This window comes from Pseudomonas sp. MAFF 730105, from assembly GCF_055380705.1.
Genome location: NZ_AP018438.1, coordinates 4,625,226 through 4,647,926 on the forward strand (window position 1 = coordinate 4,625,226; position 22,701 = coordinate 4,647,926).

Annotated in this window: 20 protein-coding genes and 4 tRNA genes; 6 read left to right on the forward strand and 18 right to left on the reverse strand. The window is 62.5% G+C overall.

Annotated features, from left to right (window positions below; genetic code table 11):
- Positions 1-110: 110 nt before the first annotated feature.
- The 3 genes from PCOSP_RS19875 to PCOSP_RS19885 all read left to right on the forward strand — a co-directional run bounded on the left by PCOSP_RS19875 (position 111) and on the right by PCOSP_RS19885 (position 1,975).
- Positions 111-389 (forward strand): hypothetical protein, encoded by a 279-nt coding sequence (locus PCOSP_RS19875; protein ID WP_464709385.1) that lies wholly within the window; start codon positions 111-113, stop codon positions 387-389.
- Between the two features lie 438 nt (positions 390-827).
- Positions 828-1,367 carry a hypothetical protein gene (locus tag PCOSP_RS19880; protein ID WP_464709386.1) on the forward strand — a complete coding sequence of 180 codons (540 nt, stop codon included), beginning with the start codon at positions 828-830 and terminating at the stop codon, positions 1,365-1,367.
- Positions 1,319-1,975: a tyrosine-type recombinase/integrase gene (locus PCOSP_RS19885; protein ID WP_464709387.1), complete on the forward strand. Its 657-nt coding sequence runs from the start codon at positions 1,319-1,321 to the stop codon at positions 1,973-1,975. Before PCOSP_RS19880 ends, PCOSP_RS19885 begins: the two co-directional genes overlap by 49 nt.
- Before the next feature lie 25 nt (positions 1,976-2,000).
- On the opposite strand, the gene PCOSP_RS19890 is transcribed toward PCOSP_RS19885, so the two are convergent.
- Positions 2,001-2,077 (reverse strand) — tRNA-Val (locus PCOSP_RS19890).
- A gap of 184 nt (positions 2,078-2,261) precedes the next feature.
- Between PCOSP_RS19890 and PCOSP_RS19895 the strand changes: the two genes are divergently transcribed.
- Complete coding sequence (locus PCOSP_RS19895) at positions 2,262-3,545, forward strand: NAD(P)/FAD-dependent oxidoreductase (protein WP_464709388.1); 1,284 nt, start codon at positions 2,262-2,264, stop codon at positions 3,543-3,545.
- Between the two features lie 39 nt (positions 3,546-3,584).
- Here the strand turns inward: PCOSP_RS19895 and PCOSP_RS19900 are convergent, their stop codons facing one another.
- Entirely contained in the window at positions 3,585-4,448 is an 864-nt protein-coding gene (locus PCOSP_RS19900; protein WP_464709389.1) for a PhzF family phenazine biosynthesis protein, read from the reverse strand.
- A 45-nt stretch (positions 4,449-4,493) separates the two neighbouring features.
- Positions 4,494-5,123, reverse strand: a complete 630-nt coding sequence (locus tag PCOSP_RS19905; RefSeq protein ID WP_175385655.1) for a LysE family translocator — start codon at positions 5,121-5,123, stop codon at positions 4,494-4,496.
- 149 nt (positions 5,124-5,272) lie between these two features.
- On the opposite strand from PCOSP_RS19905, the gene PCOSP_RS19910 reads away from it, so the two are divergent.
- The gene (locus PCOSP_RS19910) at positions 5,273-5,809 is read left to right on the forward strand and encodes a GntR family transcriptional regulator (protein WP_464709390.1); all 537 of its coding nucleotides are present in this window, start codon (positions 5,273-5,275) and stop codon (positions 5,807-5,809) included.
- Positions 5,806-6,630, forward strand: a complete 825-nt coding sequence (locus PCOSP_RS19915; protein WP_464709392.1) for an aminotransferase-like domain-containing protein — start codon at positions 5,806-5,808, stop codon at positions 6,628-6,630. Before PCOSP_RS19910 ends, PCOSP_RS19915 begins: the two co-directional genes overlap by 4 nt.
- Before the next feature lie 24 nt (positions 6,631-6,654).
- Here PCOSP_RS19915 and PCOSP_RS19920 read toward each other — a convergent pair whose 3' ends face one another.
- From PCOSP_RS19920 to PCOSP_RS19990, 15 genes are all read right to left on the reverse strand, one after another.
- The gene (locus tag PCOSP_RS19920) at positions 6,655-8,703 is read right to left on the reverse strand and encodes a 2Fe-2S iron-sulfur cluster-binding protein (RefSeq protein ID WP_464709393.1); all 2,049 of its coding nucleotides are present in this window, start codon (positions 8,701-8,703) and stop codon (positions 6,655-6,657) included.
- Positions 8,704-8,985: 282 nt separating this feature from the next.
- Positions 8,986-9,062: transfer RNA gene (locus PCOSP_RS19925), tRNA-Asp, on the reverse strand.
- Between the two features lie 87 nt (positions 9,063-9,149).
- Positions 9,150-9,226 (reverse strand) — tRNA-Asp (locus tag PCOSP_RS19930).
- A gap of 58 nt (positions 9,227-9,284) precedes the next feature.
- Positions 9,285-9,360 (reverse strand) — tRNA-Val (locus PCOSP_RS19935).
- Between the two features lie 172 nt (positions 9,361-9,532).
- Positions 9,533-10,306, reverse strand: coding sequence for an SDR family oxidoreductase (locus tag PCOSP_RS19940; protein WP_175363735.1), 774 nt, complete (start codon positions 10,304-10,306; stop codon positions 9,533-9,535).
- Positions 10,303-11,514 (reverse strand): O-succinylhomoserine sulfhydrylase, encoded by a 1,212-nt coding sequence (locus PCOSP_RS19945; RefSeq protein ID WP_464709394.1) that lies wholly within the window; start codon positions 11,512-11,514, stop codon positions 10,303-10,305. The genes PCOSP_RS19940 and PCOSP_RS19945 overlap by 4 nt, the downstream gene beginning before the upstream one ends.
- A 59-nt stretch (positions 11,515-11,573) precedes the next feature.
- Positions 11,574-13,079 carry an amidophosphoribosyltransferase gene (gene purF, locus PCOSP_RS19950; protein WP_139644589.1) on the reverse strand — a complete coding sequence of 502 codons (1,506 nt, stop codon included), beginning with the start codon at positions 13,077-13,079 and terminating at the stop codon, positions 11,574-11,576.
- A gap of 41 nt (positions 13,080-13,120) precedes the next feature.
- On the reverse strand, positions 13,121-13,681 hold the full coding sequence (locus PCOSP_RS19955; protein WP_041023745.1) for a CvpA family protein: 561 nt from the start codon (positions 13,679-13,681) through the stop codon (positions 13,121-13,123).
- A 92-nt stretch (positions 13,682-13,773) separates the two neighbouring features.
- Positions 13,774-14,436 carry an SPOR domain-containing protein gene (locus PCOSP_RS19960; RefSeq protein ID WP_139644591.1) on the reverse strand — a complete coding sequence of 221 codons (663 nt, stop codon included), beginning with the start codon at positions 14,434-14,436 and terminating at the stop codon, positions 13,774-13,776.
- Complete coding sequence (folC, locus tag PCOSP_RS19965; RefSeq protein ID WP_175363733.1) at positions 14,420-15,727, reverse strand: bifunctional tetrahydrofolate synthase/dihydrofolate synthase; 1,308 nt, start codon at positions 15,725-15,727, stop codon at positions 14,420-14,422. The genes PCOSP_RS19960 and folC overlap by 17 nt, the downstream gene beginning before the upstream one ends.
- Positions 15,724-16,644 carry an acetyl-CoA carboxylase, carboxyltransferase subunit beta gene (gene accD, locus PCOSP_RS19970; RefSeq protein WP_024779156.1) on the reverse strand — a complete coding sequence of 307 codons (921 nt, stop codon included), beginning with the start codon at positions 16,642-16,644 and terminating at the stop codon, positions 15,724-15,726. The genes folC and accD overlap by 4 nt, the downstream gene beginning before the upstream one ends.
- 256 nt (positions 16,645-16,900) lie before the next feature.
- A complete protein-coding gene (locus PCOSP_RS19975) occupies positions 16,901-17,533 on the reverse strand; it encodes a phosphoribosylanthranilate isomerase (protein ID WP_464709395.1) in 633 nt (210 codons plus the stop codon).
- 62 nt (positions 17,534-17,595) lie between these two features.
- Positions 17,596-18,420 (reverse strand): tRNA pseudouridine(38-40) synthase TruA, encoded by an 825-nt coding sequence (gene truA, locus PCOSP_RS19980; RefSeq protein WP_464711973.1) that lies wholly within the window; start codon positions 18,418-18,420, stop codon positions 17,596-17,598.
- A gap of 274 nt (positions 18,421-18,694) precedes the next feature.
- Positions 18,695-21,301: a motility hub landmark protein FimV gene (locus PCOSP_RS19985; RefSeq protein ID WP_464709396.1), complete on the reverse strand. Its 2,607-nt coding sequence runs from the start codon at positions 21,299-21,301 to the stop codon at positions 18,695-18,697.
- A gap of 208 nt (positions 21,302-21,509) precedes the next feature.
- Complete coding sequence (locus PCOSP_RS19990; RefSeq protein WP_175363731.1) at positions 21,510-22,520, reverse strand: aspartate-semialdehyde dehydrogenase; 1,011 nt, start codon at positions 22,518-22,520, stop codon at positions 21,510-21,512.
- Between the last annotated feature and the right edge of the window lie 181 nt (positions 22,521-22,701).

Here is a 22,701-nt window from a genome sequence, read left to right on the forward strand (position 1 = left end):
CGCCAATGATGGCATAATACTACCGCCCACCAAAAAAATCCCATCTGCTGACAATGAAACGCCGCCTTCTTCAAGCCCTGGAGTGACTCCATAAGAAGGGCTCGAGCCAAATGAAGCACCGCGCCGAGCCGGCCGAGAAAAGACGCGACCAGCTCAAGGCAGAGAACGAGGCGCTGCGCAAGATCATCAGTGAATCAGCCGCGGCGTGCGGAGCAGCCGTATCGGTCGAGTGCAGCCTGGAGTTTATGCAACACCTGCCGGCCGAAATTGCTTCGGTGGTTGGTGGGCTGTGCAAGGATGCCGGGCGATATCGGTGCACGAGTATCGAGGGTAACCTGGGTGGCTCGCATGTTCGGCAAATGGAGAGCGCACACCGGAGAGTATGGTGAGGCAAATCCGACAGACTGGCACCCGAGCCGGGAAGAGGCAATCGACGCGGCCATGAGCCAAGGAGAGCAGCCATGATCTCCCCCTGCTCTACATGGCCTGGCTGGGGGCCGAGACCATGAACACACTGGATTGAAATAGTCGGGAAACCGACAGTTGCAAGCATTGACCATTGAGCCTCGACCACCAACGAGGAACACCTCATGAATAAGTTTGCTGAATCAATAATCGCCGTTGCCCAAATCACAACCCGTCGGTCTAGAAATCAATTTTTCCGCGACTGCGACCGTTGGACCAACCGCCTTTTCAAAAGGGGTCTGATAACTCTCCACCAGCGCCAAGAGCAGCGGCAGCAAATCGCTGAAGCATATCTAGCCACTGTGATGTAACTCATCCCCATCAACTACAGCCTGCCGGTGTACGGCAGGCGAGGTATCCCTATGCCCGATCAAAAGTACTCACTGCGCGAAGCAGCGATAGAAGCAATCTCCGATATCGCCCAGCACCTGCCGCTCGACTGTCAGATGTTTCTCATCGCCTGCCGGCCGGGAAAGGTCGACTTCGATCTAGTCCTGCCGTCGCCCGAGGCGAACCTGAATAACGCGCTCGACGCACTGCGACGGCAGGGCCTGAGCATTGATGGCGACAACGCTTACAAGCGGGACCTGTGCGACATGATCGTCGAAGCCTTGGCCCTGGGCGCGCAGAACAGCAACCCGCCGCCTGCCGGCCATTGGAGTCAGCAGTTCTGGGATATCGGCCGGGAGGAGCGTGCGCTGCGCGACGAGCTCGTCGAAGTGTTGAAGGGAGTCCTGAAGCGCTGCGAGGGCATGGGCGAACGCAACTCGGCGGAGCTGACTCTGGTGAAGAAGGAAGCCGAGAAGAAGCGCCAGCGCCATACGGTTGAGGGCTTGAACAAGATTCTGGGGGTATGTGGGAAGCCGATCTGGCTGAAGCGGGCATCCGGCTGGGGTTGCTGAGTCTTCAGCGGCGGGAAGATATTGTGGCATGGCCGAAATCGGCCGTGAATCTCGAGCAGAACACTATCAGGGTGTCGCCCGGGAAGACGCAGAACTACGAGAAGCCGGTGCACCTTGAGATCGTCATGGGCCAGCTGCTACGCGAAGTGGTGATGGAGTGCATGAAGTCGCCGGTCGTCTGCCCGTACCTGATCCAATACGCGCCCAAGGCCCGAAAGCGCACCCAGTTGGATGCCAAGCTGCATTGGAACGCAGCAACCGCTGACTACCTGACCAAGTCATTCGCCCAGGCTCGGGACGACTCACAGGCTTACGCGGATATTCCGGCTGGCGAACGCCCGACTTTTCACGATATCCGAGCGCTGGGTGCCTGGCTATACGAGCAGCAGGGTTTCGATCAGGAACACATTCAGGGATTGATGGGGCACGCGGACGTCAAGATTGACCGAGCACTACCAGGCAGGGCACGGCGAAGAGGCGGTGGTTTACATGAAGGTCAAAGCCGACCTGAAGGTGTAGCGCGGTGGTCGTTTGCCCAAAATATTCCCAAAGTTTGCCCAAAGGGAAAAAAGCAAAAAGGGGTTACCGTTTCCGGTAACCCCTTCTAGACCGCCCAGCAGAGCGGATTTTGTTTGGTAGGCGCGATTGGACTCGAACCAACGACCCCCACCATGTCAAGGTGGTGCTCTAACCAACTGAGCTACGTGCCTGCTGTGAGGCGGCATTCTACGGAATTCCGAAGGGGTGTCAACACCTTTTTTTCACCTAACCCTATGAATATGCAAAATATTTAATTTCCCCCACGGGATGGAGATTTTGGGGGTGGCTGGCGGCCGATTTTTATCTCGGGTAGGATCTGTGCACTCGTAAAAAATATAAAACAGAGGTTGCAGAATGGCGAACACACCTTATCCAGCGTCCTATTACGCCGCGTCGGCCAATCCGGTGCCGCCCCGCCCGGCCCTGCAGGATGAAATCGAGACTGATGTGTGCGTGATCGGTGCAGGTTATACCGGTCTGTCCTCTGCCCTGTTTTTGCTGGAGAACGGCTTCAAGGTCACGATTCTCGAGGCCGCCAAGGTGGGGTTTGGCGCTTCGGGGCGCAATGGCGGGCAGATCGTCAACAGCTACAGCCGCGACATCGATGTGATCGAGCGCAGTGTCGGCCCGCAGCAGGCGCAGTTGCTGGGCAAGATGGCGTTCGAGGGTGGGCGGATCATTCGGGAGCGGGTGGCGAAGTATCAGATTCAGTGCGACTTGAAGGACGGCGGTGTATTCGCCGCCCTCACCGCTAAGCAGATGGGCCATCTGGAGTCGCAGAAGCGTTTGTGGGAGCGCTTCGGCCATACCCAGCTGGAGCTGCTGGATCAGCGGCGTATCCGCGAGATAGTGGCGTGCGATCAATATGTCGGCGGCATGCTGGACATGAGCGGCGGACATATCCATCCGCTCAATCTGGCACTGGGTGAGGCGGCGGCCGTGGAATCCCTGGGTGGGGTGATTTATGAGCAGTCACCCGCGGTGCGCATCGAGCGCGGTGCCAGCCCGGTGGTGCACACGCCACAGGGCAAGGTCAGGGCCAAGTTCATTATCGTGGCCGGCAATGCCTACCTGGGCAATCTGGTGCCGGAGCTGGCGGCCAAGTCCATGCCTTGCGGCACGCAGGTGATCACGACCGCGCCGCTGGGTGACGAGTTGGCCCATAGTCTCTTGCCCCAGGATTATTGCGTCGAGGACTGCAACTACCTGCTCGACTACTACCGGTTGACGGGCGACAAGCGCCTGATCTTCGGCGGTGGTGTGGTGTATGGCGCGAGGGATCCGGCGAACATCGAAGCGATCATCCGGCCGAAGATGCTCAAGGCGTTCCCGCAGCTCAAGGATGTGAAGATCGATTACGCCTGGACCGGAAATTTCCTGCTGACATTGTCGCGTCTTCCGCAGGTCGGACGCCTGGGGGACAACATCTACTATTCCCAGGGCTGCAGCGGCCATGGCGTGACCTATACGCATCTGGCAGGCAAGGTATTGGCCGAGGCGCTGCGTGGCCAGGCCGAGCGTTTCGATGCGTTTGCCGACCTGCCCCACTACCCGTTCCCCGGCGGTCAGCTGCTGCGCACGCCCTTCGCGGCGCTGGGCGCGTGGTATTACGGGTTGCGGGACAAGCTGGGGGTGTGAAATCCGCACTCGACGGCTCCATGTGATGGAGGGGGCCGCTCAATCAAGGGGCTGACGTTCAAAAAGCCCCTGTAACCGCCCCTCCACCTGAGTGCGCGTTTCGCCGCCAATCCAGACTTGGCCGGTGTCATCGCGCCGCACATGGATGCGCCCCTTGCGACCGAGACAGGTGCCTTGGGCTGCAACATAGGCCTGCTCAGCCGGGCCAGCCTCGAACAACCACTGCGCCAGCGAGGCATTCAGGCTGCCCGTGACCGGGTCTTCGACGGTGGCGCCCAAATGATTGCTGAAAAAGGCGCGCACTTCGAAAGCCGTGTCACCGCTGGCATGCGGCCCAATCACGCCGATGTCGACGTTACGCGGCCAGTTGGGTGCCGGTTGCAGGGCCAGGACTTGCTCGGCCGACGCCAATCGGATGCCCAGCCATCCAGGGCCATTGTCGACCCAGGCCGCCTCGACGACGTCGCACGGATCTATCCGCAGAAATTGCACCGCCTCGTTCAACTCCTCCCTGGATGGAGTGCCAGAGCGAATCAACGCAGGAGCGGCAAAGCAAAGCCGGCCTCGATCACGACGAATGGCCACGAGCCCCACGCCACACTCCTGGACTATGTGCGCCTCATTCATGGGTTTGTGGCCAGTCGAAAGCCAGGCATGGCAGCTTCCCAATGTCGGGTGCCCGGCGAACGGCAACTCCCGGTCCAGCGAAAAAATCCTGACCCGATAGTCGGCGTCCGGGTGCGTCGGCGATAGCACAAAGGTCGTTTCCGACAGGTTGAACCAGCGGGCCAGACGTTGCATCTCATCCGTTTCCAGCGCATCGGCGCCCATGATCACGGCCAGCGGGTTGCCGGAGAACGACTCGGCGCCGAACACGTCAACGATTTGAATCACAGGGTCCAAAACATTCTCCTTCGTTTTTCCTGGCGACTTCAAAACACCGGAACATCAGTGGGACGACACGAGAAGCTTCAATCCCGCGAGCGCAAACAGCGCAGAGAACAGCCCCTGAATCCAGCGCCGCAGCCGAGTGTAGCCGGCGATCATCCCAGCCGTCGAAAACGCGATGGCGTAGCCGCCGAAGATGATGACGCCGAGCAAGGCGCATCCGCCGATGATCGCGGGCAAGGTACCGACTGGCGCGTCTTCGCGGAGCCCGAGCGACATGATGGCCATCCAGGACATGATGGCCTTGGGATTGCCGATGTGCATGACCACACCCTGGCGGTACAGAGGCAGATAACGCCGAGCCTCCCGCCCGACAACCGCACCGGCGCTCTCGTGTGTCGATGCCATGGCCGCCTTGCCCGCGCGCATCGCCAGGTAGAGCAAATAGACCCCGCCCACCACCTTGATGACGAAAAGCGCCTGTGCACACGCCGCCAACAAGGCGGAGATCCCCGTCGCCGCCAGGAACGCCCAAAAGAGCGAGCCGGTCATGACGCCGGAGGCCAGGACCAAGGCGTGGGAGCGCCCGTCACGCATCGCCACGCCCATGATCGCCATATTGCTCGGGCCCGGGCTGGCGGCGGCAAGGATGTAGCTGCCAAAGGCAAGCATGATCGGATGATCGATCATTGGGATGTCCTCAAGAGGCGTTCAAGACGCGCGGCGTTTCCGTCGTTCCGAATAATTGAACCGTTGTCCGCAAGTACCATAATGCGCGTGACACTTCATGACTATTGAAATAGTGTCACGCGACACTATTCATTCACCGGTTGCCCACAATGCGCCTTCAATCGCCCTGGACACCCCGCCTTGCGGACATCGAAGCGAACGCATCAGAACGCCTGGTGTGCGCCTTGGCCGACGACATCGTCGAAGGTCGATTGAAAAGTGGCGACCGCCTCCCCGCCCATCGGCAGCTCGCGTGGCAACTGGGGGTCGGGCTGGGGACGGTGACGAAAGCCTATGCCGCCCTGGAACGACGGGGCCTGGTACGCAGCGTCAAGGGCCGGGCAACGTTCGTGGCCATCCTGCAGGCACACGGACAGCGACTGATCGATTTTTCGTCCAACGTGCCGCCCGCCATGTTGACGAGCCGCCTCCTGGCGCGGACCCTGACCGGCATCGCTCGCAAGATCGACGCCGACCATCTCAATCTCTATTCACCACCCGCCGGACACCTGGAACATCGTCGCCTGCTGGCCCGCTGGCTTGAAACCCTCGGCATCGTGGTCGAACCGTCCCACCTGGTACTGACAGGCAATGCCCGCCAGGCCATTTCCCTGGCTTTCGACCTCGCCTGCGGCCCCACGGGGTGATCCTGACGGAGCGCCTCACGTATCCCGGCGCGATTGCCCTGGCCCGGCGCAAAGGCTATCGGATGCAAGGGGTCGAGATCGACGCACAAGGCATGTTGCCGGAGGCGCTCGCCCAGGCCCTCGGTCATCTCGCAGCAACCCGCAACAAAGTGGTCTATCTCACCCCCACGCTTCACAACCCGACCACGGCGACGATGGGTACGGCGCGCCGGCAGGCGATCGTCGAGGTCTGTCGACAGGCGGGCGCCTGGATCATCGAGGATGGTGTCTATGCGCTGGGATCTGCGCCAGAGCCTGCCCTCGCGACGCTGGCGCCCGAGAGGGTGTTGCACGTCAACGGCCTGTCCAAATCCCTCGGCCCCGGATTGAGGATCGGCATGCTCACGCTGCCCGCTGAGTTGCATGGCGCTGCGCAGGAACACCTGCAGGATATTCCCCTGGGCCCGTCGCCGTTGTCCTGCGCCGTGGTGGAAGACTGGTTGTCCAGCGGCGTGGTCGCCTCCATCCAGCAGGACTTGCGGCATGAAGCGCGGCGCAGGACCGGCCTCGCCGCCGAATTGCTCGGCGAGGCCGAATGCGTCTCGCACCCGGATGCTTATCACATCTGGCTGCCGATGCCCCGTGACGCCGCGGAACGCTTCACCAAGGCGGCAGCCCAGGCGGGCATCAGCGTGACGGCACCAGAATCGCTGATGGTGGATCGCGATGAACCGGTAACCGGCATTCGCCTGTGCCTTGGGGGCCCGTCCTTCGAGGAATTGACCGAGGGGCTGACCCGCCTGTCGAACCTGCTGAAGCACGGGCCGGACGCGCCCGCTTGAACCAGGGACAGCCTCCAAACGCCTTCAGACATCCAGCACCAACGTCTCACTCCCCTGCGCCGGCACAGCACAGCAGATCAGCACCTCATCCGCCTCCAATCGTTGCGCCGGCGTATTGAGGTAATGCACCTGGCCACTGCTCAGCCGGGTCTTGCAGGTACCGCACGAGCCTCCGCGGCAACTGAACTCCGGATTCAGGCCCCGCGCTTCCGCCAGTTCGAGCAACGTCCCGGTGCCAGGCTCCCAGCGCGCTTCCTTGCCCGAGGTGGCGAACAGGACTTTCACCGGTTCATCGGCCATGGGCACTTGTTCCGCCGCAGGCACGCTGACTTCAATGTCACGGACCAGCGTTGACGGGCCGAAGGTTTCGGCATGAATGCGATCATCGGGAATGCGCAATGTGCGCAGCCCATCGTACAGCGCCTGGGTAAAACTCCCCGGCCCGCAGAGGTAGTAGTCGTAGTCATTCAGCGGGAGCAAGGTCTTGAGCAGTTCGACATCGATGCGGCCGGCCATGTCGTAACTGTCGGCTGAACCGTCGACGGGCGGCTGACTGACCACACGCAGGACCTTGATCTTGTCCCCCGCACGGGCCACCAACTCGTCGACTTCATCACGAAAGGCCAGGTCGGCCACTGAACGGCTGCTTTGTATCAGCCATGTCGGCCGCATGCGATTGATGCGTTTCCCTTGATAGACCACTTCGCGCAACATCGACAGCAGCGGCGTAATACCAACGCCCGCGGCCAGCAATACCAGTGGACGCCGCTCGGAGGCCTGGACCGTGAAATCCCCTTGGGGCGCCCGGACGTCGATCTGGTCCCCGACTTGAACCCGATCATGCAGATGCGAAGACACCGAGCCGTCGCGTTTGACGCTGATGCGCAAGAATTCATCCGACGGAGAACTGGAAACACTGTAGGTGCGGATGGCCGGTGCCTGCTGCCCTTCCAAGCGAACCCGCACGGGCAGGTGCTGCCCCGGTTCAAATCCGGGCAAGCCAGCGCCATCACTGGCCTGTAGATAGAACGAGCGGATGCTGCGGCTCTCATCCACGATGCGAACAACCTGCATCGAACGCCAGTGACTGCGCAGTGCTTCGGCCTGCAAGCGCTCGGTCGCCTGCTCCCAACTGCCCGTCATCATCGAGTTGGGTGAGGCGCCCTCGGCCGTGTCCGTCCAACGCAACGGGATCGCGGCCTGACGGTAAACAATACGCTGCGGCTTGAAGCGCCACAGCCGCTCGGCGCCCTGGAACGCGGCAATTTCAGGACTGTCCAGCAGCACCTCGGCTGAACCGCTCATTTGCAGCAGGTCACCGCTCTGGAAGTCGATGAACACCAGCCCGGCGCGGGGGTTCAGCAGGATGTTGCCCAGGGTGTTGAAGAACAGATTCCCGGAGAAGTCCGGAATGGTCAGCGTCCCGTCTTCTTCCATTCGCACAAAACCGGGTTTGCCGCCGCGATGCGAGGCATCGACCTGGTTCTGGCCATCGCGCACGACGTAGGTCGCGACATAGAACGAGTCGGCCGCAGTGACCATGCGCCGTACCTGTGGGTCCGCGCTGGTCAACTCAAGCACGGCGCCCGCTGTCTCGTCGACGAAGGCGTACTGGCGCAGATTGATGTAGCGCGGGCAATTGCCGTAGGCCTGGGTCACGGCGATTTCAATACCCTCATCCGACTGATGCAGTACGTTGCCATTCATGCGGTTGCGTCGACGGGTATGCAACTCGATGCCGAGCATGCCGATGGCATCGCCCGGCTTCATGCCGTCCTGGGCAGGGTCATCGGGCTGCGGCGGGAGGCTGATGTGCAGGCGTTCCGGCGTGGGAGAATGCATGAAGCCAGGTTGGCCCGTGCGTATCGTGGCCCATACATCGCCTTGCCGATCCACAGCCCCCAGCACCACGAAGGGTAACTGGGCATAGAACTCGCGATGCTGGTCCGGCATCCACGACCGTGCCAATTGCCGCTGGCCGACACCCACCATCATGTCGACCGCACCGACGGCGCGCTGCAAGGTCAACTCGCCTTCATGCCAGGGCGATTGAGGTATTGATACTTTATCCATTCGGTGTCACCTCGCGCATGCAGCGTCAACTGGCGCCAGCGGCTACAGTCAGGGTTCTCTCACCCCTGCGGAGGTGAGCGTGAGCGCTCATATTCCCCCCGATGCACCTGTGATGGAATGCGCACAAACCACAATCCACTCTTTCAGAAACTGGAATGGTCAGGCTTAAATGGCAGAAACAAAAAACCCCGGTCTTTCGACCAGGGTCTTTGCTATCGATCAGAAGAGGCGTTTCGGCTTTCTTCCTGGCTTCAAGGCGTTCAGTGGGCCTCGAAGCAGATATGGCGCAGCGGACGGGACTCGAACCCGCGACCCCCGGCGTGACAGGCCGGTATTCTAACCGACTGAACTACCGCTGCGTATCGCTGTGGACTTGCGTCCATTTGACTCGTCTGATCAAACCCGTGGGCTCGATCTCGAACCAGGCGGACCTGACTCGGAAAATATGGCGCAGCGGACGGGACTCGAACCCGCGACCCCCGGCGTGACAGGCCGGTATTCTAACCGACTGAACTACCGCTGCGCGTCGGTGGAGGCTTTTGACAGCTTCCGTCCTGCTTTCGCAAGACTCTCATGGAACATGGTGGGTGATGACGGGATCGAACCGCCGACATTCTGCTTGTAAGGCAGACGCTCTCCCGGCTGAGCTAATCACCCTTTGCTTCGCTGAGGCCGCGAAATTTACGCAGGTACCGAAGCTAAGTCAATAGCAGGGTTGGATTTTTTTCAAAAACAACGTCGAGCGACAAGCTTCAAGCTGCAAGCTGCAAGCAGAAACGCCAACACCGCAAAACCGCTTGCAGCTTGCAGCTCGCCACTTGCAGCTGCTTCATTCATAGATCATTTTCTTGGTCATGCCGCCGTCCACCACGAACTCCTGGCCCGTGACGAAACCAGCATTGCGCGACAACAGCCACGCCACCATCGCCGCCACATCCTCTACCGTGCCTACCCTACCCGCTGGATGCTGGGCGTGATCGGCGTCGGTAAGTGGTTCTGAACGGCGCAGAGACGGGTCACGTGCGTCGATCCAGCCAGGGCTGACGGCATTGACCCGGATCTCCGGCCCGAGGCTGATCGCCAAGGCATGGGTCAGGGCCAACAGGCCACCTTTGCTTGCGGCATAGGCTTCGGTGTCGGGTTCCGACTGTGCGGCACGGGTCGAGGCCAGGTTGACGATGGCGCCGTTGTGGGCCCGCAAATAAGGCGCACAGTGCTTGGCCAGCAGCATCGGTCCACCGAGGTTCACCGCCAGGACCCGATTCCAATGGGCCAGGTCCAGGCTTTCCAGGGTGATGTTGTGCGGGTCGGCAATGGCCGCGTTGCACACCAGCGCGTCGAGCCGGCCGAACTGGCCCAGCACCTCGGCGATCCCCGTGGCGACCTGGGCTTCGTCCGCCACGTCCATGGCGATGAACCAGGCGTTATCGCCCAACGTTTTGGCAACCTTGGAACCGCGCTCTCGATCCAGATCGGTCAGCACCACTTGCCAGCCTTCACAGATCAGCCAGGCGGCGATGCCCAGGCCTATCCCCCGGGCGGCGCCCGTCACCAGTGCAACCCGGCCATGGGTGCCGCTCGGCGGCGTTGCCAGCTCGATCACAAGGCCGCCAACCCACGCGCCAGGTCGGCTTGCAGGTCGGCCACGTCTTCCAGGCCGACCGCGACGCGGATCAGGCTGTCGCGGATCCCCGCTGCTTCACGCTCCAGGGGCGACAGGCGGCCGTGAGAGGTGGTGCTCGGGTGGGTGATGGTGGTCTTGCTGTCCCCCAGGTTGGCGGTGATGGACACCAGCCGGGTAGCATCGATGAAGCGCCAGGCGCCCTCCTTGCCCCCCTTGACCTCGAAGCTCACCACGGCACCGAAACCGCGCTGCTGACGCAGGGCCAGGTCGTGTTGCGGATGGCTCTTGAGGCCGGCGTAATGGACTTTCTCGATGCCGTCCTGCTGCTCCAGCCACTCGGCCAGGGCCTGGGCATTGGCACAATGGGCTTTCATGCGCAGACCCAGGGTTTCCAGGCCCTTGAGGAAGACCCAGGCGTTGAACGGGCTGAGGGTCGGACCGGCGGTGCGCAAAAAGCCCACCACTTCTTTCATCTGCTCACTGCGACCGGCCACCACGCCGCCCATGCAACGACCCTGGCCGTCGATGAATTTGGTAGCCGAATGCACCACCACGTCCGCGCCCAGCTTCAACGGTTGTTGCAGCGCCGGGGTGCAGAAACAGTTGTCGACCACCAGCATGGCGCCCTTGGCGTGGGCGATTTCCGCCAACGCGGCTATGTCCACCAGTTCGGCCAAGGGGTTGGACGGTGACTCGACAAACAGCAATTTGGTATTGGCCTTGATCGCCGCATCCCAAGCGGACAAATCCGCCAGGGGCACGTAATCGACCTCCACGCCGAAGCGCTTGAAGTACTTTTCGAACAGGCTGATGGTCGAGCCGAAAACGCTGCGCGATACCAGTACGTGGTCGCCGGCGCTGCACAGGCTCATCACCACGGCCATGATCGCCGCCATGCCGGTGGCGGTGGCAACCGCCTGCTCGGCACCTTCCAGTGCGGCAATACGCTCTTCGAAAGCGCGCACGGTGGGGTTGGTGTAGCGCGAGTAGACATTGCCCGGTACTTCACCGGCGAACCGTGCTGCCGCGTCGGCGGCGGTACGGAACACGTAGCTGGAGGTGAAGAACATCGGATCGCCGTGTTCGGCTTCCGGCGTGCGGTGCTGGCCAGCGCGAACCGCCAGGGTGTCGAACGCTACGCCTTCAAGGTCGCTGTCCAGCCGACCGGCATCCCAATCCTGACTCATGCTGTCACTCCTGCAATCGGTCAAACGCAAACCGGCCCCTCAGGGCCGGTTTGTCACTTTTAGTTGTTGTACAGATCGATGATCGCACTGACCGCCTGGGTCTTGGCCTTGGACGCATCGTTGCGGGCGCTTTCGATCTTGTTCAGGTAGGCCTCGTCGATGTCGCCGGTAACGTACTTGCCGTCGAACACCGCGCAGTCGAACTGTTCGATCTTGATCTTGCCGCCGCCCACGGCTTCGATCAAGTCCGGCAGGTCCTGGTAGATCAGCCAGTCGGCACCGATCAGGTCGGCGACCTCCTGGGTCGTGCGGTTATGAGCGATCAGCTCATGGGCACTCGGCATGTCGATGCCGTAGACGTTCGGGTAGCGCACGGCCGGGGCCGCCGAGCAGAAGTACACATTCTTGGCGCCGGCTTCGCGGGCCATCTGGATGATCTGCTTGCAGGTAGTGCCACGTACGATGGAGTCGTCCACCAGCATCACGTTCTTGCCGCGGAACTCCAGCTCGATGGCATTGAGCTTCTGGCGCACGGACTTTTTCCGTGCAGCCTGGCCCGGCATGATGAAGGTCCGGCCGATGTAGCGGTTCTTCACGAAGCCTTCGCGGAACTTGACGCCCAGGTGGTTCGCCAGCTCCAGGGCCGCGGTGCGGCTGGTGTCCGGGATCGGGATGACCACGTCGATGTCATGGTCCGGACGCTCGCGCAGGATCTTGTCGGCCAGCTTCTCGCCCATGCGCAGGCGGGCCTTGTAGACCGAGATGCCGTCGATGATCGAGTCCGGACGCGCCAGGTAGACGTGTTCGAAAATGCACGGTGTAAGGCTCGGGTTGGTCGCGCACTGGCGGGTGAACAACTGGCCGTCTTCAGTGATGTAGACCGCTTCGCCCGGGGCCAGGTCGCGAATCAGGGTGAAACCCAGCACGTCCAGGGAAACGCTCTCGGAGGCGATCATGTACTCGACGCCTTCGTCGGTGTGACGCTGGCCGAAGACGATAGGACGAATGCCGTGGGGGTCGCGGAAACCGACGATACCGTAGCCGGTGACCATCGCCACCACCGAGTAACCACCGACGCAACGGTTATGCACGTCGGTCACGGCGGCGAACACGTCTTCTTCGGTCGGTTGCAGCTTGCCCCGCTGGGCCAGCTCGTGGGCGAACACGTTGAGCATCACTTCCGAGTCGGAATTGGTGTTGACGTGGCGCAGGTCAGACTCGTAGATCTCCTTGGCCAACTGCTCGACGTTGGTCAGGTTACCGTTGTGCGCCAGGGTGATGCCGTACGGCGAGTTGACATAGAACGGCTGGGCTTCGGCGGAAGTCGAGCTGCCCGCCGTCGGGTAGCGCACATGGCCGATGCCCATGTGGCCGACCAGGCGCTGCATGTGACGCTGGTGGAACACATCACGCACCAGACCGTTGTCCTTGCGCAGGAATAACCGGCCGTCATGGCTGGTCACGATACCGGCAGCGTCCTGGCCGCGGTGCTGGAGCACGGTTAGCGCGTCATACAGCGCCTGATTGACGTTCGACTTACCGACGATACCGACGATGCCACACATGCGACGCAACCCCTACTTAATGGATCTGAACTGAACAACACTCACTGCGGCGTTTTGGCCGTCGGCAAGAGGTGTTCCTTGAACGGTATTTCAGCGGGTACGCTGATACCGCTGGCAAGCCACTGACTGCTCCAACCCAGGATCAGGTTCTTGGACCAGTCTGCGACCAATAGAAATTGTGGCACGAGCCGGGACTCCTGCCACCACGAATCCTGTTGTACCGGCCCCAGGCTCAGCAGCCCGACGGCCACGACCACCAGCAACGCGCCACGCGCGGCGCCAAAGGCCATGCCCAGGAACCGGTCCGTCCCGGAAAGCCCGGTGACGCGAATCAGTTCGCCGATCAGATAGTTGATCATTGCGCCAACCAGCAAGGTGGCGATAAACAAGATGGCACAACCCGCTATCACGCGAGCCGACGGCGTTTCGATGTATCCGGCGAGGTACTGGGACAGCGAGCCACCAAACATCCAGGCGACGATTCCCGCGATGATCCAGGTCAGCAGCGAGAGGGCTTCCTTGACGAAGCCTCGGCTCAGACTGATCAATGCGGAGATGGCGATGATCGCAACGATCGCCCAGTCAACCCAGGTAAATGGCACGGTGCAGCCTACGGACGGATAAGGCGGCGCATTTTAGCAGAGCCCAGGGCTGTCGGTAAGCTGCGATTATCAGTGAGAGGAAAATCAGCTACTTAGCCGCGTTCCGGCTGGAATCGCACCACAAAACCCTTGAGATTTTGTTGCCGTCCGAGCAGATCGCGCAGACGATCGGCTTCGGCACGCTCGATCAGCGGACCGACAAACACCCGATTCTTGCCATCGGCGGAACGGATGTAGGCATTGTAGCCCTGGCTGCGCAGGGATTTCTGCAGGTTCTCCGCGCTTTCGCGGCTGGTCAGGCTGGCCAGTTGCACGGACCAACTGACCGACAACCCGTTGGCGTCCACGCGACTCTGGCTGGTGTCGGGCTTGGTCGGCGCCGCGGTGATCGGCTGGGTCGGCGCCGGCTTGACTGCTGGAGTCGCCGGAACGGGTGCTGGAGCCGGAGCGACAACGGGCTTGCTCGATACCGTCGGCGCCGCAGGGACAGGTGCAGAAGGAGTGGCCGGTTGCTCAGCCAGCTCCTCATCACTCGGGACGGGCTCCTGAGGCAGCGCCTGCGGCTCGGGAACCGTCACCGGTTCGACCTGCACAGGCGGGACCGATGGCGCTTGGGGCGCGGCGGGTGCATCGACCGTGACCTGGCGCTGCTCGTCCTGACGGGAAAACAGCATCGGCAGGAAAATCACCGCCAGGGCCACCAATACCAGGGCCCCCACCATGCGCTGCTTGTATGCCTTATCCAGCAATGCCATCTGCAGCTTCCTCCGTGGAGCGCCGGGCCAGCCATTGCAGGGCCTCGGCGACGCAAAAAAATGATCCGAACAACAGGATTTCGTCATCGGCCGTTGCCACGGCGCACTGCCCTTCCAACGCGGCGGCCACACTGTCGTAAGCATCCACCGAAGCGCCACGACGCTGCAAGGCCGCCTGCAATTCAGCGGCGGGACGTGAGCGCGGTGAATCCAGGGGCGTTACCGCCCAGTGCTGGACACTAGCATCCAACGCCTCGACCACGCCATCCAGATCCTTGTCGGACAGCAGTCCGAACACCGCCAGGCGCCGTCCCGCCACCGACCGCCGCGCCAGGCGTTCGGCCAGGTATTGCGCCGCATGGGGGTTGTGGCCGACATCCAGCAACAGGTTCAGACGCTTGCCTTGCCACTGGAACTGGCGTCGATCAAGACGACCGACGATACGAGTCGCCTGCAGCGCCTTGACGATTTGCCCGGCGTCCCACGGCAACCCCAGCAGCAGGTAGGCCTGGAGCGCCAGTGCGGCGTTTTCCATCGGCAGATCCAGCAGCGGCAAGTCGCGCAACTCCACCGGATGGCCCTGGAGATCGCTGCCACGCCATTGCCAATGCTGCTCGGTCATGGCCAGATCGAAATCCCGTCCCCGCAGGAAAAACGGACAGGCCAGTTCCCGAACCTTGTCCAACAGCGGTTGCGGAGGATTGAGATCGCCGCAGAGCGCAGGCGCGCCCTGACGAAAGATACCGGCCTTCTCGAAGGCCACGGATTCACGGGTATCGCCCAGGTAATCGGCATGGTCCACGCCGATACTGGTGACCAATGCGATGTCCGCGTCCACCAGGTTGACCGTGTCCAGTCGCCCGCCCAGGCCGACTTCCAGCACAACGGCGTCGAGGCCGGCACGGGCGAACAGCCAGAAGGCCGCCAGGGTGCCCATCTCGAAGTACGTGAGGGAGATTTCACCCCGTCCGGCGTCCACCGCAGCGAAAGCCTCGCACAGCTCGGCATCGGCGGCTTCGACGCCGTTGACCTGCACCCGCTCGTTATAACGCAGCAGGTGTGGCGAACTGTAGACACCGACGCTCAACCCCTGGGCCCGCAGCAGCGAGGCCACGAAGGCACAGGTCGAGCCTTTGCCGTTGGTGCCGGTGACAGTGATGACCCGGGGCGCCGGCTTGCCCAGTCCCATGCGGGACATGACCGCTTGCGAGCGCTCCAGTCCCATATCGATGGCAGATGGATGCAATTGCTCGAGGTAGGCCAGCCAGTCGCCCAGGGTGCGTTCGGTCATAGCCCGGCAGGCACCGGCGGAACCACCATCGGTTCGATGGGTGCGGCGACGTACTGAGGCGTCGGCAAGCCCATCAGTTGAGCCAACAGGTTACCCAGGCGCGGACGCAGTTCCTGGCGATGGATGATCATGTCGATGGCACCGTGCTCCAGCAGGAACTCACTGCGCTGGAAGCCTTCCGGCAGTTTTTCGCGCACGGTTTGCTCGATGACCCGCGGGCCGGCGAAGCCGATCAGGGCTTTCGGCTCGCCGACGATCACGTCGCCCAGCATTGCCAGGCTGGCGGAAACGCCGCCGTAGACCGGATCGGTCAGCACCGAGATGAACGGAAGGCCTTCTTCGCGCAGACGCGCCAGGACGGCGGAGGTCTTCGCCATCTGCATCAGCGAGATCAGCGCTTCCTGCATCCGCGCGCCGCCGGAAGCAGCGAAGCAGATCATTGGGCAACGGTTTTCCAGGGCATAGTTGGCGGCGCGAACGAAACGCTCACCGACGATGGCGCCCATGGAACCACCCATGAAGGAGAACTCGAAGGCCGAGACCACCACCGGCATGCCCAGCAGGGTGCCGCTCATGGACACCAGGGCGTCTTTCTCGCCGGTCTGCTTCTGAGCCGCGGTCAGGCGATCCTTGTACTTCTTGCCGTCGCGGAATTTCAGGCGATCCACGGGCTCCAGGTCGGCACCCAGCTCAACGCGGCCTTCGGCGTCCAGGAAAATATCGATGCGGGCACGCGCGCCAATGCGCATGTGGTGGTTGCACTTGGGGCAAACGTCCAGGGTCTTTTCCAGCTCCGGGCGGTACAGCACCGCTTCGCAGGATGGACACTTGTGCCACAAACCTTCAGGCACCGAGCTTTTCTTCACCTCGGAACGCATGATCGAAGGGATCAGTTTGTCTACCAACCAGTTGCTCATGCTTTCTTTCTCCAGTACCGGCGGCCCGAACGCTCTGGTTCGCGGCCCCGCGTATGCCCTTGAGCTAAATTCATTGTGCGGCGAGGGCCGAAAAGCCACCACGGTCAGCGCGAAACATGACCTGCGTGCAGCCCAACCTTCCTCAACCATTCCTGCAACCGCTGCACCGCGGTTGCCGCTACGCTATCGGCCCGCCCGGAGGCGGTGCCTGCCTGCTTGTACAGTGCAGGTATGGACGGCGGCAGTCTGCCAGCCGTCACATTGGCAACTGGCTGCTGCGCACAGCGGCCATGAACGCCCGGATCTTCGCCGGATCCTTGATGCCCTTGCCCTGCTCCACCCCGCCGCTCACATCCACCGCGTAAGGACGAACCTGGCGAATGGCTTCGGCCACGTTGTCAGCCGTCAGGCCACCGGCGAGGACGATCGGCTTGCTCAGGCCACGGGGCACCAGCGACCAATCGAATGCTTCACCGGTACCGCCGGGAACGCCCTCCACATAGGTGTCCAGCAAAATGCCACTGGCGCTGGCAAACGTCTCGCACGCAGCCGCGATGTCATCCCCCACCTTGACCCGCAGCGCCTTGATGTAGGGACGGTGCCAGCCTTCGCAATCGGCCGGCCCCTCGTCGCCATGGAACTGCAACAGCCCCAGCGGCACCGCATCGAGTATCTCGCCCAACTCGCAACGACTGGCATTGACGAACAGGCCGACCGGGGTCACGAACGGCGGCAAGGCCTGGATGATCGCCCTCGCCTGCTGCACGGTCACCGCCCGCGGGCTCTTGGCATAGAACACCAGCCCGATGGCATCGGCTCCGGCCTCGACAGCTGCCAGCGCGTCCTCGACGCGGGTGATCCCGCAAATCTTGCTGCGAACGACCGACATGTTGTCAAAACCCCAGCTAAACCCGTGAAAGTCCCGGATGGTAGCAAATGCAGCGGAGGGCGTCAGCCGTCGAGTTCCGAGAAGCCCGTGAGGAAATGTGGCCCGATGTAACGCTCCGGCAGCTCGAACTCGTCGCGGTATTCAACCTGCACCAGGTACAAGCCAAACGGATGCGCCGTCACGCCGCCGGACCGGCGGATGCGGCTGTCGAGCACTTCCTTGACCCACTCCACCGGCCGCTCACCGGCACCGATGGTCATCAGCACGCCGGCGATGTTGCGCACCATGTGGTGCAGGAATGCACTGGCGCGGATATCGAGCACGATCATCTTGCCGTGACGGGTCACGCGCAGGTGATGCAACTCCTTGATCGGCGACTTGGCCTGGCACTGACCGGCACGAAAGGCGCTGAAATCGTGAACCCCGACCAGGTACTGCGCGGCTTCGGCCATGCGCTCGACGTCCAGCGGACGGTGGTTCCAGGTGACTTCCTCGTTCAGGTGCGCCGGACGGATCTGATCGTTGTAGATCACATAGCGATAACGCCGGGCGATGGCCTTGAAGCGCGCATGGAAATGCGCCGGCATCACCTTGGCCCAGCTGACGCTGACGTCATGGGGCAGGTTGATGTTGGCCCCCATGACCCAGGCCTTCATCGAACGCTCGACCTGGGTGTCGAAATGCACCACCTGGCCGCAGGCGTGCACGCCGGCATCGGTGCGCCCGGCGCAGTGCAGCGCCACCGGTGAATCGGCGACTTTGGACAGCGCGTTTTCAAGGGTTTCCTGCACGGTCGCAACGCCAGAGGCCTGGCGCTGCCAGCCGCGATAACGCGAGCCTTTGTATTCAACGCCCAAGGCGATCCGGAAAAAGCCGTCAGCCGCCATTTCGGCAGCCGGGTTGTCTATGTTTGCCAAGGAATTACAGCCTGCTGAGGTACGCAAAGGCGGGCATTATAAGGCCGGCGGGGTGGGATGCCAGTGCAACCGTTGATCCGGTGCCGGATGTGCTGGCCTTATCGCGAGCAGGCTCGCTCCCACAGGGGATTTGCGGCGCTCACAAAACTTTGTGGGAGCGAGCCTGCTCGCGATGAGGCCCACCTGAACGCCCCAAACAAAAACGGCAGCCTCAATGGCTGCCGCTCCTGTCACTGCGAACATCTCACGCCAGGCGCGCCAGCATCTCCTGCGCTTCGCTCTTCTGGGTGGCATCGCCTTCGCTGAGGACTTCGCCGAGGATATCCCGGGCACCGTCATGGTCGCCCATGTCGATGTAGGCCTGGGCCAGGTCGAGCTTGGTGGCTACTTCATCGGTGCCGCTGAGGAAGTCGAAGTCCGGCTCATCTTCGACACCGGCCAGGGCGTCTTCCGCCGTGAAAGTTGGCTGGCCCAGGCTGTCGGACAAGCGATCCAGTTCAGCGTTGACATCGTCCAGCTCGGACTCGAAGGCATCCTTCGGCGCGTCCATTTCGTCGGCCAGGGACAGATCGAAATCCGCTGGCAGTTCGAGATCGTCGGCCGGGGTGTCGAGCAAGGCTGGCGCCTCGGCCGCAGGCTCGTCCAGGCCCTTGAGATCGTCGCCCAGGTCCAGCAGGAAATCCTCGTCGTCCAGGGCTGGGGCCGGCGCATCGGCGCCCAGGTCCAGGTCGAACTCCGACAGATCGTCCAGGCTTTCGTTGGCTTCAGTCTGTTGCTTGAGCACCGATTCGAAGCTCAGATCGTCGTCCATCGGGAAAGCATCCAGCTCCGGTACCGGCTCAGGTGTCGGCGCTGCTGGTGTGTTTTCCAGGTCATCCAGGCTCAGATCGAAGGCATTGTCCAGCTCTTCATTGGTTGCCGGCGTTTCTTCCAGCAGCTCCTTGACATACTGGGCGTCCAGCTCGGCAGCCACCGCCGCCGCGGCCAGACCGGCGCTGGTGGCAACCACCATGGCCGGGAAGCGGCTCTTGAGTTGCTCGACCTGGGCGAAGTTTTCACCATTGGCCACCAACTGGCGCTCCTGGGCGACAAACGCGTCGCGGTCGCCTTGCAGACCATAGACTTCCATCAACTTCAGACGCAGGTCGCTGCGCTGTGGCTCAGCCTTGATGCCTTGCTCGAGCTGATCGGCAGCCTGGTTCAAGCGACCGCGATCAATGTGGGCCTGAGCCTGGTCCAGCACGTCGTCGAAACGATCGGCAGCGGGGGCGACCAAGGGCGCGGCGATAGGTGGCGAGACCACCACCGGCGCGACCACAGGGGCCGGCTGGGGAATGGGCTTGGGCGCCGGCGCAGGAGCTGGCTTAGGGTCGAGCTTGACGCTTGGCGCGGGTACTTCAATGCCCTCGAAGCTGCTCGGGGGCAGATCGAGCTCCGGGGAGAAGTCGGCCTCCTCCTCGAGGGCTCGGGCCATGCGCAGATGTTTCTCGGCTTCTTGCTGGGCCTTGCGGCGGCGGGCCAGCAACAGCAGCAGTAACAGCAGGACCAACGCACCACCACCGATCAAGCCGAGCAGGATCGGGTTGGTCAGCAGGTCGTTGTATTTTTGTTCGCTGGGTACCGCCGGGGCCTCGGCCGGAGCAGCCGGTGGCGTCGCCTCGGGCGTCGCTTCAGGAGCGGCTTGCGGTGCTGGTGCCGGTGCCGGAACCTGCGCCGAGGGTGCGGGCGTCAACTGCGCCGACATCGCCGGCGGCACTTCGTTGGCTGGCGGAACCGCGGCCCCTTCGGCCTGCATCTTCGCCAGTTGATTATTCTTCAGCTCGATCAGGCGCTGCAGCTTATCCAACTGGCTCTGCAGATCCGCCATGCGGCTTTTCAGCTCTTCATTGTCACGACGAGCCGAGTCGAGGCTTTCCTGGGTGACCGCGAGCTTGTTGCTCAGGGCCTGGGCATCGCCGGCAGCCCCCTTGCCTTTGCCCTTGCCTGCCTTCGCAGACTCCGCCGTCACCAGGCTCAGGTTATCGCGGCCAGCGGTCTGTGCCGGTGCGGCTTCACTCTGACCACGCTTGGTCGCGTCCAGTTGCTGCCGGCCACCAGGTGCCGCGCTCGCACGGCCTTGGCGTCCCTGGCGCCAGGCGGCGTTCTGCGCAGCCACTTCGGCAATGGCCTGGGGTTGCGGCAACGCAGTGCTTTGCACCGGATCCGGCATGCGCAGGACCTGGCCGGTCTTGAGCAGGTTGATATTGCCGTTGATGAAAGCGTGCGGGTTCAACGCCTGGATCGCCAGCATGGTTTGCTGGACCGACCCACCGTTGCGGGCCTTGGCGGCGATTTCCCAGAGGGTATCGCGCGGCGTGGTGGTGTACTGGGACGACTTGGTGGCGCGAGTGACCGGCGTCGACACCACCTGGGGCGGTTTCGGTCGGGCAGCCTCGGCAGCCTGGGGCGAGAACTTGGACGGGTCGAGCAACACGCTGTAGTCACGCAGCAGGCGGCCGTTGGGCCACATCACCTGCACGAGGAACTTGACCAGCGGCTCGGACAGCGGCCGACTGGAGGTCACCCGCAGGACGCTCTTGCCATTGGCGTTGATCACCGGGGTGAACGTCAGGTCATTGAGAAACGCCTGGCGGTCGACGCCGGCTTTGGCGAAATCTTCAGGCGAGGCCAGGCTCGGCACGACTTCGGCGGCGGTCAGTTGCTGGACATCGAGCAGCTCGATCTCCGCGACCAGAGGCTGGTTCGGCGTCGACTTCAGGGTCAATTCCCCGAGCCCGAGCGCTTGCGCCATACCGGAGGACAGCGCCGAGGCGGCCGCTATTGCTAACACCAGTTTGCGAACTTGAACCATAGCCTCTTCCTTTGTTTGAACATTCCTCGGCCAGCGAGAAGGTATTGATGTCGCTGCCGCAAGGCATTTCGCGCCCCCAAAACGACAGGTGCACGATCGTTTCTACTCATGCCCGGGAACGTCCCCAGCGGGAGATTTTCGCCTTCAGCGTCCAGGCCAAGCATAGCGCCCGCCTAGAATCATTCGACAAATTGTTGCCAAGTATCTTTTACAGCAGGTCTTTTATCAACAACTCCGCCACCTGCACTGCGTTGAGCGCCGCGCCCTTGCGCACGTTATCCGTCGTCAGCCACATATTCAGTTCCGTCGGATCGTCGATACCGCCGCGCACACGCCCTACATAAACCACATCCTGCCCCACCGCATCGCCAACCGGCGTCGGGTAGTCGCCCTCCTCCACCAGTTCGATGCCGGGGGCCGCTTCCAGGGCCGCGTTGACTTTCTTCAGGTCGACGGCGTTCGCAGACTGCACGGTCACGCTAAAGCTATCGCCAAAAAACACCGGGGCTTGAATGCAAGTGACGGAAATCTTTAACAAAGGTTGATCCAGCACCTGGCGCAACTCACGCACCAGGCGTTTTTCCAGCGGTGTATGGCCCTGTTCGTCCGGGGTACCGACCTGGGCCAACAGGTTGAACGCCATCTGCCGGTCGAAGAAGGTCGGCTCCAGTGGACGGGCGTTGAGCAACTCGGCGGTCTGGCGCGCCAACTCGCTCACGGCGACTCGACCCTGGGCCGACACGGCGAGGCTGGCGGTCAGGCTGATGCGCTGTAGATCCAGGCATCCGCGCAACGGGGCCAGCGCCACGGCCAGTGCGGTGGCCGATGCACTCGGGCTGCTGACCTGGAACGGCTTGCCGAGGCCCGCCAGCACCTGGGCGTTGGCTTCCGGCACGATCTGCGGTGCCTGTTCCGGCGGCAGGGCACCGGACAGGTCGATGAGCGCGCAACCGGCGGCCGTGGCACGCGGGGCGAAGCTCAGGGTCACCGCCGGACCGGCCGCGAAAAATACCAACTGCACTTTGCTGAAATCGAACTCGTCGACTTCTCGTACCCGCACGTTTTTGTTGCGGAACATCACCGAACTGCCTGCCGACTCACTGCTGGCCAGCAGGTGCAGGTTGCCAACGGGAAAATCCCGCTCTTCGAGGATCTGGACGAGGGTTTCGCCGACCGTACCGGTGGCGCCGATCACGGCGATGTCAAAGGACTGGCTCATGGGGTCTACCTCGGGTAATGCGTGGGGAGCGGCACTTTACCGGGTGGCTGGTATGCAGGCAATTGGCGGGGAGTTCTTGCGCTGACTGCATCAACCAAATCGCGGGCAAGCCTTGCTCCCACAAGCCCGGTGCTCATTGAAGACCCACTGTGAGAGCTTCATTGTGGGGGCATAGCTTGCT